Source organism: Staphylococcus sp. HMSC035D11, assembly GCF_001836075.1.
In the GTDB taxonomy this organism is placed as follows: Bacteria; Bacillota; Bacilli; order Staphylococcales; family Staphylococcaceae; genus Staphylococcus; species Staphylococcus hominis.
In genome coordinates this window covers 105893-126496 of sequence record NZ_KV827224.1, presented here as the reverse complement: position 1 = coordinate 126496, position 20604 = coordinate 105893, and the positions used below count along the sequence as shown (strand labels likewise).

General features: G+C 30.9%; 16 protein-coding genes. 15 read left to right on the top strand and 1 reads right to left on the bottom strand.

All coding sequences use genetic code 11. The annotated features are described in order from the left end of the window. The first annotated feature begins 70 nt into the window (after positions 1–70). The 4 genes from accD to pyk all read left to right on the top strand — a co-directional run bounded on the left by accD (position 71) and on the right by pyk (position 4793). The gene (gene accD, locus HMPREF2647_RS02110) at positions 71–937 is read left to right on the top strand and encodes an acetyl-CoA carboxylase, carboxyltransferase subunit beta (RefSeq protein WP_070859453.1); all 867 of its coding nucleotides are present in this window, start codon (positions 71–73) and stop codon (positions 935–937) included. After that, positions 930–1874 (top strand): acetyl-CoA carboxylase carboxyltransferase subunit alpha, encoded by a 945-nt coding sequence (locus HMPREF2647_RS02105; protein ID WP_070859451.1) that lies wholly within the window; start codon positions 930–932, stop codon positions 1872–1874. Before accD ends, HMPREF2647_RS02105 begins: the two co-directional genes overlap by 8 nt. 172 nt (positions 1875–2046) lie before the next feature. Continuing rightward, the gene (pfkA, locus tag HMPREF2647_RS02100; RefSeq protein ID WP_002448931.1) at positions 2047–3015 is read left to right on the top strand and encodes a 6-phosphofructokinase; all 969 of its coding nucleotides are present in this window, start codon (positions 2047–2049) and stop codon (positions 3013–3015) included. 17 nt (positions 3016–3032) lie between these two features. After that, complete coding sequence (pyk, locus tag HMPREF2647_RS02095) at positions 3033–4793, top strand: pyruvate kinase (protein ID WP_017176127.1); 1761 nt, start codon at positions 3033–3035, stop codon at positions 4791–4793. A gap of 306 nt (positions 4794–5099) precedes the next feature. Here the strand turns inward: pyk and HMPREF2647_RS02090 are convergent, their stop codons facing one another. Beyond that, the gene (locus HMPREF2647_RS02090) at positions 5100–6452 is read right to left on the bottom strand and encodes an amino acid permease (RefSeq protein WP_017176128.1); all 1353 of its coding nucleotides are present in this window, start codon (positions 6450–6452) and stop codon (positions 5100–5102) included. Between the two features lie 349 nt (positions 6453–6801). Between HMPREF2647_RS02090 and HMPREF2647_RS02085 the strand changes: the two genes are divergently transcribed. The 11 genes from HMPREF2647_RS02085 to dnaI all read left to right on the top strand — a co-directional run bounded on the left by HMPREF2647_RS02085 (position 6802) and on the right by dnaI (position 20457). Next, positions 6802–7920 (top strand): citrate synthase, encoded by a 1119-nt coding sequence (locus tag HMPREF2647_RS02085; protein ID WP_070859449.1) that lies wholly within the window; start codon positions 6802–6804, stop codon positions 7918–7920. Positions 7921–7955: 35 nt separating this feature from the next. Beyond that, the gene (icd, locus tag HMPREF2647_RS02080) at positions 7956–9227 is read left to right on the top strand and encodes an NADP-dependent isocitrate dehydrogenase (RefSeq protein WP_017176130.1); all 1272 of its coding nucleotides are present in this window, start codon (positions 7956–7958) and stop codon (positions 9225–9227) included. A gap of 224 nt (positions 9228–9451) precedes the next feature. After that, entirely contained in the window at positions 9452–10162 is a 711-nt protein-coding gene (locus HMPREF2647_RS02075; RefSeq protein ID WP_017176131.1) for a response regulator transcription factor, read from the top strand. After that, entirely contained in the window at positions 10162–11859 is a 1698-nt protein-coding gene (gene pnpS / locus HMPREF2647_RS02070; protein WP_070859447.1) for a two-component system histidine kinase PnpS, read from the top strand. Before HMPREF2647_RS02075 ends, pnpS begins: the two co-directional genes overlap by 1 nt. A 180-nt stretch (positions 11860–12039) precedes the next feature. Next, positions 12040–14676, top strand: coding sequence for a DNA polymerase I (gene polA, locus HMPREF2647_RS02065; RefSeq protein WP_070443226.1), 2637 nt, complete (start codon positions 12040–12042; stop codon positions 14674–14676). A gap of 15 nt (positions 14677–14691) precedes the next feature. Beyond that, positions 14692–15564: a bifunctional DNA-formamidopyrimidine glycosylase/DNA-(apurinic or apyrimidinic site) lyase gene (gene mutM, locus HMPREF2647_RS02060; protein WP_017176134.1), complete on the top strand. Its 873-nt coding sequence runs from the start codon at positions 14692–14694 to the stop codon at positions 15562–15564. A 21-nt stretch (positions 15565–15585) separates the two neighbouring features. Further along, positions 15586–16188 carry a dephospho-CoA kinase gene (gene coaE / locus HMPREF2647_RS02055; RefSeq protein ID WP_017176135.1) on the top strand — a complete coding sequence of 201 codons (603 nt, stop codon included), beginning with the start codon at positions 15586–15588 and terminating at the stop codon, positions 16186–16188. Positions 16189–16381: 193 nt separating this feature from the next. Continuing rightward, positions 16382–17407 (top strand): type I glyceraldehyde-3-phosphate dehydrogenase, encoded by a 1026-nt coding sequence (gene gap / locus HMPREF2647_RS02050; RefSeq protein WP_017176136.1) that lies wholly within the window; start codon positions 16382–16384, stop codon positions 17405–17407. Between the two features lie 287 nt (positions 17408–17694). Further along, the gene (gene nrdR, locus HMPREF2647_RS02045) at positions 17695–18165 is read left to right on the top strand and encodes a transcriptional regulator NrdR (RefSeq protein ID WP_017176137.1); all 471 of its coding nucleotides are present in this window, start codon (positions 17695–17697) and stop codon (positions 18163–18165) included. Beyond that, positions 18166–19536, top strand: coding sequence for a replication initiation and membrane attachment family protein (locus tag HMPREF2647_RS02040; protein ID WP_017176138.1), 1371 nt, complete (start codon positions 18166–18168; stop codon positions 19534–19536). After that, entirely contained in the window at positions 19537–20457 is a 921-nt protein-coding gene (gene dnaI / locus HMPREF2647_RS02035) for a primosomal protein DnaI (RefSeq protein ID WP_049434657.1), read from the top strand. Positions 20458–20604: the final 147 nt, after the last annotated feature.

The window sequence follows — 20604 nt, the reverse complement described above, 5'->3', positions numbered from 1 at the left end:
AAGTAAGCGAATTTAAAAGTAACTATTTAAAATAACGAAATTATTGAGTGAGTTATGCGGAGGTTTACGCATGTTTAAAGATTTTTTTAATAGAAGTAGTAAAAAAAAGAAATATTTAACGGTACCGGATTCTAAACAAAATGACGTACCAACAGGCATCATGACTAAATGTCCTAATTGTAAAAAAATAATGTATACAAAAGAACTAACTGAAAATTTAAATGTATGCTTTAATTGTGATCATCATATTGCACTTCCTGCGTACAAAAGAATAGAAGCTATTTCAGATGAAAATTCGTTCAAAGAATTCGATAAAGAAATGGTTTCTTCTAATCCTTTGGATTTTCCTGGCTATCAAGAAAAAGTCGAAAAAGATCAAAAGAAAACGGGTTTAAATGAAGCCATCGTAACTGGTACAGCAGAATTAGATGGCGTGAAATATGGTATTGCAGTCATGGACTCACGATTTAGAATGGGAAGTATGGGTTCAGTCGTAGGGGAAAAAATCTGTAGAATCGTTGATTATTGTACTGAACATCGGTTACCATTTGTATTATTTTCTGCAAGTGGTGGTGCCAGAATGCAAGAAGGTATTATTTCATTAATGCAAATGGGAAAAACAAGTGTATCATTAAAACGACATTCTGATGCTGGATTATTATATGTTTCATATTTAACACATCCTACTACTGGTGGTGTATCAGCTAGTTTTGCTTCTGTGGGTGATATTAACCTAAGCGAACCTAAAGCTTTAATCGGTTTTGCTGGACGTAGAGTGATAGAACAAACAATTAACGAAAAATTGCCGGAAGATTTTCAAACTGCTGAGTTTTTATTAGAACATGGTCAATTAGATAAAGTTGTGCATAGAAAAGACATGAAAGCAACACTTTCTGAAATTTTAAAACTACATCAAGAGGTGAAGACGAATGCTTGATTTCGAGAAATCTTTATATGAGATTAAAGAAAAGATTAATTCATTGAAGGAATCTCAAGAAAAAAATGACGTCGACTTACAAGATGAAATTGACTTGTTAGAAGCCTCTTTGGAAAGAGAAAGAAAAAAAATATATACCAATTTAAAACCTTGGGATCGAGTACAAATTGCAAGACTTCAAGAAAGACCTACAACACTTGATTATATTCCATATATCTTCGACTCATTCATTGAATTACATGGAGATCGTAATTTTAGAGATGACCCTGCGATGATTGGTGGAATAGGATATCTCAACAATCAACCGGTAACTATCATAGGTCAGCAACGAGGGAAAGATACTAAAGATAATATTTATCGTAATTTTGGAATGGCTCATCCTGAAGGTTACCGTAAAGCTTTACGCTTAATGAAACAAGCTGAAAAATTTAAGCGTCCTATTTTTACGTTTATTGATACGAAAGGTGCATATCCGGGGAAAGCCGCTGAAGAACGAGGGCAAAGTGAATCAATTGCGAAAAATTTAATTGAGATGGCTTCGCTTAAAGTACCTGTGATTGGTGTTGTAATCGGTGAAGGTGGAAGTGGTGGTGCGCTTGGTATTGGTATAACTAATAAATTATTAATGCTTGAAAATAGTACTTATTCTGTTATTTCTCCAGAAGGGGCGGCAGCATTACTTTGGAAAGATAGCTCTTTAGCAAAAATGGCTGCTGAAACGATGAAAATTACTGCAAAAGATTTACTGGAATTAAACGTTATAGATGAAGTTATTACTGAACCACAAGGTGGCGCTCATAAAGACATCGTTTTTCAAGCAAAACAAATTAAACAATCTTTTATTCATCAGCTTAATGAATTAAATAAATTAGATGGACAAGCTTTAGCGAATCATCGATTTAATAAGTTTAGAAATATTGATACTTTTATTAATTAACACAGAATGATTAGAAATTTTAATTAAATTTCTAGTCATTTTTTTTATATAAATTAAATTAAAAATTTAAAACGTTTACATATATATAATCTATTAATATTAATGGAATAGATAATAAAATTATGGTAATTTATACATGAAGATTATTATAGTTAGGAAAGGGTATGTCGCTATGAAGAGAATTGCGGTATTAACAAGTGGTGGAGATTCACCAGGCATGAATGCTGCTGTTAGAGCAGTCGTACGAAAAGCAATTTATAATAATATCGAAGTTTTTGGTGTTTATCAGGGTTATCAAGGTTTACTTGATGATAATATCCACAAACTTGAATTAGGAAGTGTTGGAGATACGATTCAACGAGGAGGAACTTTTCTATATTCTGCTAGATGTCCTCAGTTTAAAGATGAGAGTGTAAGACAAAAAGGGATTGAGAACTTACACAAGCATGGTATTGAAGGACTTGTAGTAGTCGGTGGAGATGGCAGTTATAGAGGTGCTCAACGTATTAGCGAAGAAACAACCGATATAAAAACAATTGGTATCCCTGGAACAATTGATAATGATATTAATGGTACTGATTTCACGATTGGTTTCGATACAGCATTAAATACGATTATTGACTGTGTCGATAAAATCAGAGATACTGCTTCAAGTCATGCGAGAACTTTTGTTGTAGAAGTAATGGGACGTGATTGTGGTGATTTAGCACTGTGGGCTGGATTGTCAGTAGGTGCTGAAACCATCTTAGTTCCAGAAGTGCACACAGATATTAAAGATGTTGCTGAAAAAATTGAAAGTGGTATTAAACGTGGAAAAAAACATTCTATCGTTATGGTAGCAGAAGGTTGTATGAGTGGCCATGAATGTGCAGAACAATTAACTAAATATATCAATGTTGATGCACGTGTATCTGTTCTTGGTCACATCCAACGTGGTGGTAGTCCATCTGGTGTAGATCGAGTGCTTGCTTCAAGATTAGGCGGTTATGCTGTTGAATTGTTAATGCAAGGTCAAACAGGATTCGGTGTAGGTATACAAAATAACCAACTTACAGCAACACCATTTGATGAAATTTTCAATAATGAAAGCCATAAATTCAACACTCGTATTTATGACTTAGCAAAAGAATTATCTATTTAATTTAGGAGGCTTTTATAATGAGAAAGACTAAAATTGTATGTACTATAGGACCTGCTTCAGAGTCTGAGGAAATGTTAGAAAAATTAATGAATGCTGGAATGAACGTTGCACGTTTAAATTTCTCTCATGGTAGTCATGAAGAACATAAAGCACGTATTGATTCAATTCGTAAAGTATCTAAAAAATTAGGTAAAACTATTGGTATTTTATTAGATACTAAAGGACCTGAAATTCGTACACATGATATGAAAGACGGCTTGATTGTACTTGAAAAAGGTAAAGAAGTTATTGTGAGTATGTCTCAAGTTGAAGGTACACCTGAAAAATTCTCAGTCACATATGAAGATTTAATTAATGATGTTCAAATTGGATCATACATTTTATTAGATGATGGTTTAGTAGAATTACAAGTTAAAGATATTGATAAAGATAAAGGCGAAGTTAAATGTGATATCTTAAATACTGGTGAATTAAAAAATAAAAAAGGTGTAAACTTACCTGGTGTTAAAGTAAACTTACCTGGTATCACTGATAAAGATGCTGCAGATATTAAATTTGGTATTAAAGAAGATATTGATTACATTGCAGCAAGCTTTGTACGTCGTCCTAGTGATGTATTAGATATTCGCGAAATTTTAGAACAAGAAAATAATGATAATATTACGATCTTCCCTAAAATTGAAAACCAAGAAGGTATTGACAATATCGAAGAGATTTTAGAAGTATCTGATGGTTTAATGGTTGCGCGTGGTGACATGGGTGTTGAAATTCCACCTGAATCTGTGCCAATCGTTCAAAAAGATTTAATTAGAAAATGTAATAAATTAGGAAAACCTGTCATTACTGCAACTCAAATGCTTGATTCAATGCAACGTAATCCACGTGCAACAAGAGCTGAAGCAAGTGACGTTGCTAATGCAATCTATGATGGTACAGATGCAGTTATGTTATCTGGTGAAACAGCTGCAGGACAATATCCTGAAGAAGCAGTTAAAACAATGAGAAATATCGCAATTTCAGCTGAAGCTGCTCAAGATTACAAAAAATTATTATCTGATCGTACTAAATTAGTAGAAACATCATTAGTAAATGCGATTGGTGTATCTGTAGCACATACTGCTCTAAACTTAAATGTTAAAGCAATTGTAGCTGCAACTGAAAGTGGTTCAACAGCGATTACAATTTCTAAATATCGTCCACATTCAGATATTATTGCAGTAACACCTAGTGAACATACTGCAAGACAATTAGCACTAGTATGGGGTGCATATCCAGTTGTTAAAAAAGGACGTAAAACAACAGATGATTTATTAAATAATGCAGTAGCAACAGCTGTTGCTACTGAAAAAGTTGGTAATGGTGATTTAATTATCATTACTGCTGGCGTTCCAACTGGTGAAAAAGGTACGACTAATATGATGAAATTACATTTAGTAGGTGATGAAATTGCTAAAGGTCAAGGTGTTGGTCGTGGATCAACAACTGGTAAAACAGTGATTTCTAAAACTGCTAGTGATTTAGAAGGAAAAGACCTAAGTGAATCAATTATTGTGACTAATTCAGTAGACGAAAGCTATGTTCCATATGTTGAAAAAGCTGCAGGTTTAATTACTGAAGAAAACGGTATAACATCACCAAGTGCAATCGTTGGACTTGAACAAGGTATCCCAACTATTATTGGTGTTGAAAATGCAACTAAAGAATTGAAAAATGACTTATTAATTACTGTTGATGCAAATCAAGGTAGAATTTTTGAAGGGTATGCGAATGTCCTTTAATTAAACAACTGTATAAGTATGTTTAATTAAAATGCTAGAAGAGCGAGAATAACCACATTAGTGGATAAAATTCTCGCTCTTTTTTATATTATTTAAACATATTAAAAAAGTGGAATAGAGCCGTATTCGTCGTCCCACCTTGCGTTGAACGTAGATTTTCATTAAGAAAATCTCTATGTTGGGGATAGTAGTGTTTAAAAATGCTTATTACAAGAGTATTTCAATTCAGACATCGACTGCATTAACATAAAAATGACTGGAACATTATCAATTGTTCCAGTCATTTTTTATATTGATATTTTAATGTTAATTTGCTACTTTTTTATATCTTAAATACATAATACCTAAAATAATAAACCAAATGGGTGTTAAGAAAATAGCGTTTCTTGTTGTTGCATTTACAAATAGTAAACAAAACACAAATATGAAGAATGCTAAAATAATATAGGCCATATATTTTCCACCAGGAAGTTTGAATTTTGCTTTTTTATGTAATTCAGGATTTTTTCTATGATAATTAATATAAGCCCAAATAATTAAAGCCCACACGATAATAAATAATACTGTTGAAATTGTTGTAACATATGTAAATACTAGCGTTGCATTTGGAAAAATATAGTTTAATAATGCTGTCACCAATAATAACGCAGATGATACTATAATTGCGATATGTGGTACACCTTGTTTGTTAGTACTTTTAAATATAGAAGGCGCTTGTTTTTGTTCAGATAATCCAAATAACATACGACTATTTGAGAAGATACCACTATTACAAGATGAAGCAGCAGCAGTTAAAACTACAAAGTTAATTAATCCAGCTGCAAACGGAATACCAATTAATGAGAACAATCTAACAAATGGGCTCTCATTTGGATCCACTTTGTCCCAAGGAATAATAGACATAATGACTGCTAAAGCACCTACATAGAAAATTAAAATTCTAATTGGTACTGCATCTATAGCTTTAGGTATTGTTTTTTCTGGATCTTTAGTTTCACCAGCGGTTACCCCAATCATTTCAATACCAACAAATGAGAATAAAGCCATTTGGAATGACATAAAGAAACCAGAGGTTCCATTGGTAAAAATACCATGTTTATAAAGATTAGTTAAACTTGCATGTCCAAATTGAGTTTTATAAGCAAATAAAATCATTATTGCACCAATGACGATTAAAGCTATAATAGTTATAATTTTAATAATAGCAAACCAGAATTCTAATTCTCCAAATAATTTTGCACTTAATAAGTTAAAAACCATTAATATTAATACGCAAAACAGAGCAGTAATCCAGTTTGGTATAGTTGGAAACCAGAAACTAACATATTTAGCAACTGCAGTTACTTCTGCCATTCCCGTTATAATCCAGCATAACCAATATGTCCATCCAGTAACGAATCCTGCAAACGGTCCAATATACTCGTTTGTTACATCAGCAAATGATTTAAAACGAGTATTTTGAATGATGATTTCTCCAAGACCTCTCATAAACATAAATAGCATGAATCCAATAATGATATAGGTTAATAGAATAGAAGGTCCAGTCATAGCTATAGTTTGACCTGCACCTAAGAATAATCCAGTTCCGATAGCGCCACCAAGAGCAATCAATTGTACATGACGATTACTTAATCCTCTTTGTAATTTTTCTTCTGCCATAAGACAACTCCCTTACATTTAATTAATATTAATTATGCACTTATATATTAAATTCGACAATTATTTTTCTAAATTTTTTCTAAAAATTTTATTAACATTGAGTTAATAAAAAATAATCATTGTTGATAAATAATTAAAATATTCATTATTTTCACATAAGTCAACCTTGTCTTACTATTCATAAATAGCTTTATAACAATTTTTACTATCATTATAATTAAAATTAATATATAAATAATTTACCAATGAAAATTTAAACCACATATATAATTATTCACAAAACTTATAATTTTAGATATACTATTTTATGAAAGCCATTACATTATGTAAAAGAAAAGGGGAATTACTTATGGCAGAATTACAAAAAGGTTTAGAAGGGGTTATCGCAGCAGAAACTAAAATTAGTTCAATTATTGACAGTCAATTAACTTATTCAGGATATGATATTGATGATTTAGCTGAAAATGCTCAATTTGAAGAAATCATGTTCTTATTATGGAATTATAGATTACCAACACAAGAAGAACTTGAAGAATTAAAAGAGAAACTTAAACAATATATGACATTAAATCCAAGGGTATATAAGCATTTTGAAGAATATGCTACGGATGATGTACATCCAATGACTGCATTACGTTCCTCTGTTTCTTATATTGCACACTTTGATCCAGATGCTGAAGAGGAAACAGATGAAAGTCGAAAAAATCGAGCTATTCGTATCCAAGCAAAGATTGCATCATTAGTTACAGCGTTTTCACGCGTGCGAGAAGGAAAGGAACCTGTTAAGCCCAATTCTGATTTAAGCTATGCAGCAAACTTCTTGTATATGTTAAAAGGGGAATTGCCATCTGATACTGAAGTTGAAGCTTTTAATAAAGCTTTAATATTACATGCTGATCATGAACTTAATGCTTCAGCATTTACAGCAAGATGCGCAGTATCATCTTTATCTGATATGTATTCAGGTATTGTAGCAGCAATTGGTTCATTAAAAGGCCCTTTACATGGTGGAGCAAATGAACAAGTTATGAAAATGCTATCAGAAGTTAAATCACTTGATGAAGTAGATAATTATTTAGATAAGAAACTTGCTAACAAAGAAAAAATCATGGGATTCGGTCATCGTGTATATAAAGAGGGAGATCCACGTGCCAAGTACTTAAAAGAAATGAGTCGAAAAATAACTTCTGAAACTGGACATAACGAATTATATGAAATTTCTCTTGCAATTGAAAAGCGTATGCATGATGAAAAAGGTTTAATTCCAAATGTAGACTTCTTTAGTGCAACTGTTTATCATAGCATGGAAATTCCACACGATATTTTTACACCTATCTTTGCTGTAAGTCGTACTGCAGGATGGACCGCGCATATTTTAGAACAATATCGTGATAATCGAATTATTCGTCCGCGTGCAAAATATGTTGGAGAAACAAATCGTAAATATGTACCAGTAGAAGAAAGATAAAATATTTCAAAATTTAATTTATGGAGGGTTTTATAATGGCAGCTGAAAAAATTACTAGAGCAAATGATGAATTATTAAATGTACCTAATGAACCAATTATTCCATTTATTATTGGGGATGGTATCGGTCCTGATATTTGGAAAGCAGCTAGTCGTGTTGTTGATGCGGCGGTTGAAAAAGCATATAACGGTGAAAAGCGTATTGAGTGGAAAGAGGTATTAGCTGGTCAAAAAGCGTACGATGAAACTGGTGAATGGTTACCACAAGAAACTTTAGATACCATCAAAGAATACTTAATCGCAATTAAAGGGCCATTAACTACACCAATTGGCGGAGGCATTCGTTCTTTAAATGTAGCATTAAGACAAGAATTGGATTTGTTTACTTGTCTTCGTCCAGTACGTTGGTTTAAAGGTGTACCTTCACCAGTAAAACGTCCTCAAGATGTTGATATGGTTATCTTCCGTGAAAATACTGAGGATATTTATGCTGGAATTGAATTTAAAGAAGGAACAGAAGAAGTTAAAAAAGTTATTGACTTCTTACAAAATGAAATGGGTGCTACAAATATTCGTTTTCCCGAAACTTCTGGTATTGGTATTAAACCAGTTTCTAAAGAAGGAACCGAACGTTTAGTAAGATCAGCTATTCAATATGCAATTGATAATAACCGTAAATCAGTAACATTAGTTCACAAAGGTAATATTATGAAGTTTACAGAAGGATCATTTAAACAATGGGGTTATGATTTAGCTCATAACGAATTTTCTGATAAAGTATTTACTTGGCAACAATATGATGACATTGCTGAAAAAGATGGTAAAGATGCTGCAAATGACGCACAACAACAAGCTGAAAAAGACGGTAAAATTATTATTAAAGATTCAATAGCAGATATTTTCTTACAACAAATTTTAACACGTCCAGCAGAACATGATGTAGTAGCTACAATGAACTTAAATGGCGACTATATCTCAGATGCACTTGCTGCACAAGTAGGAGGAATCGGTATTGCTCCTGGTGCTAATATTAACTATGAGACAGGGCATGCTATTTTTGAAGCAACACATGGTACAGCACCAAAGTATGCTAACTTAAATAAAGTGAATCCATCATCTGAATTATTAAGTTCTGTATTAATGTTAGAACATTTAGGATGGCAAGAAGCGGCTGATAAAATTACTGATGCTATTGAAGCTACAATTGCTTCTAAAATTGTGACATATGATTTTGCTCGCTTAATGGACAGAGCTACTGAAGTATCAACTTCAGAATTTGCCGATGAATTGATTAAAAACTTAAAATAATATTTATTTTGATAAAACAGTCTAAGATGGATTTTGATGTCTTAGACTGTTTTTGTTCATTATTAATAAATATCAAAACAAGATTAACGAAAAATATTCTTAACAAATTGAAAATAATAAGTAAATGTTAAGTTTATGTAAATTCAATATGTTGTATGTTATTTTTATTTAAATTTCAGTTATAATAAAATTGAAATTGTTAATTCTATTTAGGGAGGCAAATCATGTCACAAAAAGTATTAGTGGTTGATGACGAGCAATCAATAGTAACGTTACTAAAATATAACTTAGAAACAGCAGGTTATATTGTAGATGTAGCGTATGATGGTGAAGAAGCACTCAAAAAAGTTAAAGAGGTTAAACCTGAACTGATTGTATTAGATGTCATGTTACCTAAAAAAGATGGAATAGAAGTATGTAAAACGATTCGATCTGATAAAAATCTTGTACCTATTTTAATGTTAACGGCTAAAGATGATGAGTTTGATCGTGTTTTAGGCTTAGAATTAGGTGCTGATGATTACATGACTAAACCTTTCTCTCCAAGAGAAGTTGTAGCAAGAGTAAAAGCTATTTTAAGACGCTCTCAAATTGCTAATGAAGTCGTAAAAGATGACGTGGAGGATGAAGATATTGTAATTGATAATATTAGAATTCGTCCTGAATTCTTTGAAGTCTATAGAGATGATACCTTGCTTGAACTTACTCCTAAAGAATTTGAGTTATTACTTTATCTTATTGAACGTCAAGGACGCGTAATTACTAGAGAACATATGTTAAATTCAGTGTGGAATTACGAGTTTGCAGGAGATTCAAGAATTGTAGATGTTCATATTAGTCATTTAAGAGATAAATTAGAAGAAAATCCTAAACAACCTAAGTTGATAAAAACAGTTCGTGGATTGGGTTATAAATTAGAAAGACCTAAAGCTTAATGATTAAATTTCATCATAGATTATTACTTCTACTATGTACAATCACAATTATTAGTTTTATAGGCTTAGGTGCAATTCTTCATCATACGATTTATCAGATATTATCAGATACTCAAACTAGAGAATTAAATCATTTATCAGAAAATATCGTAAATTTAAATAAGCGAAATAAACAAGCAGACATTCAGCGTATAGCACAAAATCAAAATTTGGTTGTTAAAATTTCTGAAAATGGACATGTGTTATATCAAACTGGCAATCAACATCAAATTAATCATACTATTGATAATGCAGCTAATCCTTCGAATATTATATATCATAAAAATAAGGATAAGGTGGATTACACATTTAAAAATATTGTAAGTAATCAAACAATATACATAAGTGGTATTAATACTGAAATTTTAGATTTACAAAAAAATATGTGGAAGTACTTATCATTAATTGGAATCATTGTGTTATTTGCTATTTATTTAGCTGTAAGAAGCATTAATCGCACCTATATACGACCAATCAACGAAGTTACTTATGCGACATCTTTAATTGCAGATGGATATTATCATGTTAGAGTACCTGAAAGTAATGTGAAAGAAACAAAAGCATTATTTGTTACTACCAATGATTTAGCAAGACGATTGCAAAAATTAAATAATAAACAAAAAATGCAATCTAATCGCCTTAAAACAACATTAGAAAATATTCCTAGTTCGGTATTAATGATAGATAAACAAGGTGAAATTGTTATTGCAAACCATGCTTATTACGAGGTGTTCAAACCAGATAGTAAAGTCGAAAATAAAGATTATACTGTACATTTAGATAAAGAAATTCAACATCTTATTATTGAAAGCTTTAAAACTGAAAAACCGTTGCATGAACAAATTGAGTTATACATTAATGATGTTCATCAAAAATATTTTGATGTTTCTTGTATTCCCATTTTAAGTAAATCAAAAAAGAAACTTCAAGGTATGGTTGTAGTATTACATGATATCACTAATCTAAAAAAATTAGAGAATTTGAGACGTGAGTTTGTTGCAAATGTTTCACATGAACTTAAAACTCCAATCACTTCAATTAAAGGATTTGCAGAAACCTTAATTGAAGGTGCAAAGAATGATGAACAATCCCTTGATATGTTTTTAAATATTATTTTAAAAGAATCAAATCGTATAGAATCACTTGTCATGGATTTATTGGATTTATCTCATATTGAACAACAAACTGAGATTGAGACTACTTATGTTAATCTTTCAGATTTAGCACATAATACAATCCATAATCTACAAACTCAAGCTAAGTATAAAAATATCGCTATTAAATCTGAAATAGAAAATGATGTTATTATTAAAGCGCATGAAGGAAAATTGTCTCAAGTTATCACGAATTTACTTTCAAATGCCATTAACTATTCATATGAAAATAATAAAGTTATTGTTAGAGTTTACAGAGAAGATATAAAAGTTAATCTAGAAATCCAAGATTATGGCATTGGGATAGACAAAAAAGATCAAAAGCATATTTTTGAGAGATTTTATAGAGTAGATAAAGCAAGAAGTCGTGACTCTGGTGGAACAGGTTTAGGATTATCGATTACAAAACATATTGTAGAAGCACTTCACGGTACCATTATGGTCGAAAGTGAACTGAATAAAGGATCGCTATTTAGAGTCTCATTTATAGATAAAATCGAATAACTATTTTGTCCTACAAGTTTAGGTCATCCACACTTTAAAATACTTTTTTATGTTTTTAGGATTTTAAAGGGACCTAAACTTGTAGGATTTTATTTTTTGACATTCGTAAAATATCGTTCAGTCGTTATGACCAAAGGTTTATGCTAAAATATAATTAAACTCATTCTGGAGGTTTAAAATTTGAATAAATTAGTATTGATAGATGGCAATAGTTTAAGTTTTAGAGCTTTTTACGCATTGCCACTTTTATCTAATAAAGCAGGTATTCATACAAATGCGATTCTTGGGTTTGCCAAATTACTCGAAAAAATTATCAGAGAAGAACAACCTACACATTTCTTAGTAGCCTTTGACGCAGGTAAGACTACTTTTAGACATTCTAAATATAGTGAATACAAAGGTGGACGTCAAAAAACACCACCCGAATTAAGCGAACAATTCCCCTATATTCGACAATTGTTAGATGCTTATCATATTAAACATTATGAATTAGAAAACTACGAAGCAGATGACATTATTGGTACATTAAGTAAAGAAGCAGATCAAAATGATTTTGAAACTATTATTGTAACTGGAGATAGAGACTTAACACAGTTAGCAACTCAAAATGTGACTATTTATTATACTAAAAAAGGGGTCACAGACGTTGATCACTATACTCCAGAATTTATAGCAGAAAAATATAATGGTTTAAAACCAATACAAATTATTGATATGAAAGGTTTAATGGGAGATAGTTCAGACAATATACCCGGTGTAGCTGGAGTAGGAGAAAAAACAGCAATTAAACTTTTAAATCAATTTGATTCTGTAGAAGGTGTCTATGAGAATATTGATAAAGTATCTGGTAAAAAATTAAAAGAAAAGCTCGAACTTAGTCATGAAGATGCATTAATGAGTAAAGAGCTTGCTACAATTAATCGACATAGTCCAATAGAAGTCACTTTAAGTGATACGAAATTAAGTGATATCAAGGATAATCATGAAAAAATTGAACTTTTTAAGAAATTAGAATTTAAACAATTATTAGCAGATATAGATAATGAAGTATCTGAATTTGAGCAAGAACAAAAACAAGTTTCTTTTGATATTTTGCCTACATTTGAATATGTTGATTTTAATCATCTTGATGAAGCAGTGATTCATTTCGAAATAGATGGTTCTAATTATTTAAAAGATGATATTTTAAAGTTTGGATTTTATGATAAAGAACGTTATATCGTAGTTGATGCAGATAATATTAAAGATTATCCAGAACTTATTAAATGGTTGGAAAATGAAAATTCTAAAAAGGTAGTTTATGATGCAAAGAAAACATTTGTTATAGCACACAGATTAAATATTACCATTCAAAATATCGTTTTTGATGCGATGTTAGCAAGCTACATTATTGATCCATCACGAACGATTGATGATGTCTATTCGGTTGTAACAAATTATCATCAAACGTATGTTAAAGAAGATGTCTCTATTTATGGGAAAGGTAAAAAGCGACAAGTTCCTAATGCTGAAATTTTAAATACGCATATTGCATCTATTACTAAATCTATTGATGCTGTTAAACCGTTAATGGAAAAAGAACTAGAATCACATCAACAAATGAATTTACTAAAAGATTTAGAACTTCCGCTAGCACGTATTTTAAGTAAAATGGAAGAAATTGGTATTTATACAGATATAAATGATTTACAACGCATGCAACAAGAATTACAAGAGAAGTTAGAATTGTTAGTTCAGCGTATTCATGATGCAGCAGGTGAAGAATTTAACATTAATTCGCCTAAACAACTCGGTGTTGTTTTATTTGAAACATTAAAACTACCTGTCATTAAAAAAACAAAAACAGGTTATTCTACAGCGGTCGATGTCCTAGAACAGTTACAGAATGAACATCCTATCATTAATGATATTTTAGAATATCGTCAATTAGCTAAATTACAATCTACTTATGTGGAAGGTTTACAAAAAGTCATTAGTAATGATAAGCGTATACACACTCGTTTTAATCAAACATTAGCACAAACTGGACGATTATCTTCAGTTGATCCTAATTTACAAAATATACCGATTCGACTTGAAGAAGGGCGTAAAATACGTAAAGCATTTAAACCTTCATCTGAAGACAGTGTTATTTTATCTGCTGATTATTCTCAAATTGAATTACGTGTCTTAGCACATATTACACAAGATGACAGTTTAAAAGAAGCATTTATTCATGGACAGGATATTCATACTGCTACAGCACGAAAAGTATTCGGTGTTGAAGCGGAGGAAGTCACTGATTTAATGCGTAGACAAGCCAAAGCTGTAAATTTTGGAATCGTTTATGGTATTAGTGATTATGGCTTAAGTCAAAGCTTAAATATAACTCGTAAAGAGGCAAAAATATTTATTGATGATTATTTAGCAAGTTTCCCTGGAGTTAAGCAATATATGAGTGACATTGTAAAGGATGCTAAAGCAAATGGCTACGTTGAAACATTATTGCATCGTAGACGTTATATTCCTGACATTACTAGTCGTAATTTTAATTTAAGAGGTTTTGCGGAGCGAACAGCAATGAACACTCCAATTCAAGGAAGTGCAGCAGATATTATTAAACTTGCTATGGTGGAATTTGATAAGCAAGTTCAACATACGTCTTACAAAGCTAAATTACTTTTACAAGTACACGATGAATTAATATTTGAAGTGCCTAAGTCTGAAGTTGAAGAATTTAGTTTATTTGTTGAAGATATCATGGAGCATGCATTAGACCTAGATGTTCCATTAAAAGTAGACTCTAATTATGGTCCTACTTGGTATGATGCGAAATAGAAAGAGGAATGAATAATGCCAGAATTACCAGAAGTTGAACATGTTAAAAGGGGAATAGAACCTTTTATTGTAAATACTACAATTAAAAGTATTTCATTTTCTAAAAAAGTAATTGAAGGTAAAAGTCAGAATAAAGAAACGATTATCAAAGGAATGAATTTAGATGGTTTTCGTTTGAATTGCGAAGGCTATAAGATAATTAAAGTCGAACGAAGAAGTAAATATATTGTTTTTCATATTGAAAAGCATAATCGTAAACGTGTGTTACTTAGTCATTTAGGTATGGCTGGGGGGTTTTTCATTGTCAATCACCTATCTGAGATAGCAATTCCCAACTATCGTAAACATTGGCACGTGATTTTTCATTTAAATAATGGAAAAAAATTAGTGTTTTCAGATATACGTCGATTTGGTGAGATTAGAAATTTAAATTCATTTGAAGATTATCCTTCATTTTTAGAAATAGCGCCTGAGCCTTTTGACGAAGAAGCGTTACAACATTTTAATCACTATTTATCTCAAAAAAAAGTAGCCAATAAACCTATTAAACAGATGTTATTGGATCATAAAATCGTAGCAGGATGTGGAAATATCTATGCTTGTGAAGCGTTATTTAGAGCAGGTATCCATCCTGCTAGAAAAGTAAAAGATACGTCTCATCAAGAAAGACAAATGCTCTTTTATTATGTACAAGAAGTTTTAAAAGAGGGTATTGATAATGGTGGAACCAGTATTTCAGATTATCGTCATGCAGACGGAAAAACTGGACAAATGCAATTACATTTAAATGTATACAAACAAAAGACATGTAAAGTATGTGGCCATGATATTGAACAAAAGGTTATAGCATCTAGAAACAGTCATTTTTGCCCATATTGTCAGAAATAAATAAAGTGAGCGGTGATATAAATGCCTAAAGTAATTGGATTAACAGGTGGAATAGCTACCGGAAAGTCAACAGTTTCTAAATTATTATCAGAATATGGATTTAAAATTGTCGATGCAGATATAGCTTCAAGAAAAGCAGTAGAGAAAGGATCAACTGCTTTGGAACGAATAAAAGAAACGTTTGGCGATGAAGCAATCACAAGTGACGGAGAAATGAATCGAGAATACATTGGAGAATTAGTATTTAATCATCCAGAAAAACGATTAGAACTTAATGAAATTATTCATCCTATTGTAAGAACGATTATGGAACAAGAAAAGCAACACTATGTACAACAGGGATATGATGTGATTATGGATATTCCGCTTCTGTTTGAGAATGATTTACAAGATACTGTGGATGAAGTTTGGCTCGTCTACACATCAGAAAGTGTACAAATTGAACGTTTAATGAAACGTAACAATTTAGACTTGGATCAAGCAAAAGCGAGAGTTCATAGTCAAATATCAATTGATAAAAAAAGCAGAATGGCTGATCATGTTATAGATAACTTAGGAAGTAAATCTGAATTAGAAACCATTCTTAAACAACTATTGATTGAAAAAGGATACATTCATGAATAATATAAAAAAGAGTTTAGGGCTTTATTTTAAGTCTTAAACTCTTTTTATTTATACAATAAAATATATTAGTTATATAAACTTAAAATGTAAAAGTAAAAAATATTACATTATTTTCGGTAAACGCTTTCAATCGAAATCTATTATGTTATACTAATTTTATAAAGTATAACATATAAAACAAGGGGTGCTTTAAATGTCAACAAATATTGCAATTAATGGAATGGGTAGAATAGGAAGAATGGTTTTAAGAATTGCATTACATAATGAAAATTTTAATGTGGTTGCGATTAATGCAAGCTATCCACCTGAAACAATTGCACATCTAATTAACTATGATACAACGCATGGACGTTATGATAAAAAAGTAGAACCAATTGATGATGGTATACGTGTTGACAACCATGACATTAAGTTAGTGTCAGATAGAAATCCTGAAAATTTACCATGGAAAGATTTAAATATAGATATCGTAATTGAAGCAACTGGAAAATTTAATCATGGTGATAAAGCAGTTGGACATATTCGTGCTGGAGCTAAAAAAGTATTACTAACTGGTCCATCTAAAGGTGGAGAAGTTCAAATGATTGTTAAAGGGGTAAATGATGACAAATTAGATGTTGAAAAGTATGACATTTTCAGTAATGCTTCATGTACGACAAATTGTATAGGACCAGTTGCTAAAGTTTTAAATGATCAATTTGGTATTGTCAATGGATTAATGACTACTGTTCATGCAATTACTAATGATCAAAAAAATATTGATAATCCTCATAAAGATTTACGTAGAGCACGTTCATGTAATGAAAGTATTATTCCAACTTCTACTGGAGCAGCAAAAGCATTGAAAGAAGTTTTACCAGAATTAGAAGGTAAACTTCATGGGTTAGCTTTACGTGTGCCTACAAAAAATGTTTCTTTAGTTGATTTGGTTGTAGATTTAGAAAAACCGGTAACTGTTGACGAAATTAATAATGCATTTCGTCATTCAGATTTAGATGGTGTTTTAGAAGTAGAACATGCACCTTTAGTGTCTGTCGATTTTAATACAAATCCACATTCAGCTATTATCGATGCTGAGAATACAATTGTAATGGATGATCATAAGGTGAAAGTGATTGCTTGGTATGATAATGAATGGGGTTATTCTAATAGAGTAGTAGAAGTAGCTGAAATGATTGGTGAACAACTAGTAGAAAAGTCTACTGTGACTGCAGTTTAAGCTTTTAATAAATAAAAGATTGTTAATTTTAGAGTTGATAGCCTAATCTAATGTCCTTGATTTTATAGATTAAAACATTATAAAAACATTAAATAATTTTTTAATGAGTCATATATAGGAAAGTGAAAAAAGAATTTATATTGAATTCTATTTCACTTTCTTTTTATATTCTATATAGGTTTAGACAGCTAAGTTGTATCAATTTATTATTAATACATATGAGTTCTTTTGTCATAAATCGTTTTTATAGTATAATGGAGCATAATCTATTCAAGAGGGTGACAGATATGAAATGCCCAAAATGTAGTGCCACACATTCACGTGTGGTAGATTCAAGACATGCTGATGAAGCTAACGCAATACGTAGAAGACGTGAATGTGAGAATTGTGGGACAAGATTTACAACATTTGAACATATTGAAGTGAGTCCACTTATTGTGGTCAAAAAAGATGGAACACGTGAACAATTTTTAAGAGAAAAAATATTAAATGGCCTTGTAAGATCTTGTGAAAAAAGACCAGTTAGATATCAACAATTGGAAGACATTACTAATAAAGTAGAGTGGCAATTACGCGATAAAGGTCATACAGAAATTTCATCTAGAGATATAGGTGAACATGTAATGAATTTGCTCATGCATGTAGATCAAGTCTCTTATGTACGATTTGCGTCAGTATATAAAGAGTTTAAAGATGTGGATCAATTACTAGCATCGATGCAAGGTATTTTGGATGATAACAAACGGAGTGATTCATAAATGAGTTTTAAATCTTATGAGTATGGTTTAAGTCCACACGATGGATTTAAAGTATATCGACATTTTTTCTTTAATCATCAACAATTAGAGATATTAAATCGATTGTACATACCGTTAATTGGCTTTAAAGCTATTGGTGTATATCATTTCATGAACCAATTTATCGATGAAGTTGAAGATACTATTCTCACACATTACACTATTATGAATGAGCTTAAAATAAATTTATTAGAATTCCGTGAATATATGGATTTACTTGAAGGCATTGGGTTAATTAAAACATTTGTAAAACATGATAGTAATCAGTCTATGTTTATATATGAATTGATTCAACCTCCAACTGCATACCAATTTTTTAATGATCCAATGTTATCTATATACCTATACAATGAAGTTGATAATCGAAGATATAAAGATTTAAAAGCGTATTTTGAAAAAAATGAACCAGATTTAAACGCATTTCAACAAGTAACGCGCAAATTTACTGATGTATTCAAAGTTCCACATAAAAATATATCTATTGATGCTTCAACAATTCAAAAGGAAAATCATTCAGCTACTATAGATTTAGATAATGAATCATTTGACTTTGATATGTTGAGAGATATGTTACAACATCATTTTATAAGTGGAGAAATTATCACTAAAGAGGCAAAACAATTAATTTTACAATTGGCTACTTTATATGGGTTAACGCCTACTTCTATGAAACGAATCATTCTTAACTCTATCACACAAAATCAAACGTTATCATTTGAAGAGATGAGAAAACAAGCAAGGTCTCATTACTTAATTGAGCATCAACAACAGCTTCCTAAGTTACAAACTAAAGCTAATCCTTCTAATCATTTAGAACAATCACAGAGTCCAAATGAGACTACTGATGATATAAAGGAAAGTGATAGTTGGTTTAAGTTATTAGAAGACACAAGTCCTATCGATATGTTAGCGTCTTGGTCAGAATCAGAACCAACTTTACAACAAAAAAGAATGGTAGAAGAGTTAATAGAGCGTGAAAAATTGTCATTTGGTGTAATTAATATTTTATTACAATTTGTAATGCTTAAGAATGAAATGAAACTTCCTAAATCCTATATATTTGAAATCGCTTCAAATTGGAAAAAGTTAGGTATTAAAACTGCACAACAAGCATACGATTATGCGCTGAAAACAAATCAACAAATCAATGATAGTATAACTAAAAAAACAAAACGTCAGTATAAACAACGTGACGTTGCATCGATAGAAAAAACACCAAAGTGGTTAAAAAATAAAAATCAACAAGATGAAAAACCAAACAATAATGATGCGCAATTTGAAAAAGATAGAGAAGCGTTTCGTGCTCAATTAGAACAAGATTGGGAGGATTAGATGAAATCATTTAGTAAACTTATAAAAAATCAAGATAATTTAAACAAAAGAATTGCTAAAATAAAAAATCAAGTCATTAATGATTCTGATGTTAAGCAATTTTTAAATCAACACCAGTCAGAACTTACTAATGAAATGATTGATAAAGATTTAAATGTACTTCAAGAATATAAAGATCAACAAAAACACTACGATGGTCACGATTATGCACATTGTCCAAACTTTGTTAAAGGTCATATTCCAGAATTATATATAGAAAATGAGCGTATTAAAGTTCGTTATCGATTATGTCCTTGCAAAATTAAATACGATGAAGAACGTTTAAGTTCACAACTCATTACTGCCCATCACATGCAACGAGATACGTTGAATGCAAAAGTTAAAGATATCTATACCAACGATAGAAGTCGACTTGAAATAGCGATGGAAGTTAACGATATTTGTAAAAAGTTAGTTAACGGTGAACGCGTTAAGGGTCTTTATATACATGGCCCATTTGGAACAGGTAAATCTTTTATTTTAGGAGCGATCGCAAACCAGCTTAAGTCAAAACATGTGCCATCTACAATAGTATATTTACCTGAATACATTCGTATACTCAAAGGTGGTTTTAAAGATGGAAGTTATAATGAAAAGTTAGAGCGTATACGAGAAGCAAATATATTAATGTTAGATGATATCGGAGCTGAGGATGTCACAACTTGGGTAAGGGATGAGGTGATAGGTCCCTTATTACATTATCGTATGGTTCATGAATTACCAACATTCTTTAGTTCAAATCTAAATTTGGAAGAATTAGAACATCATTTATCTATTTCAAATAAAGGAGCAGAAATAACGAAAGCTGCTCGAATTATCGAACGTATCAAAAGTTTAGCAAATGAATTTTATTTAGATGGGAAAAATTTACGAAATAATTGAAATTTACAATGTGTGATGTATAATAAAGATAAATCTAAATCGTTGAAATAAATGAAGATATGGTAATTTAATCTCTATCATACAGCAAACCAATAATTGATGAGAATTTGGTTGATATATTAAATTATTACTCCTTCATATTTAGAT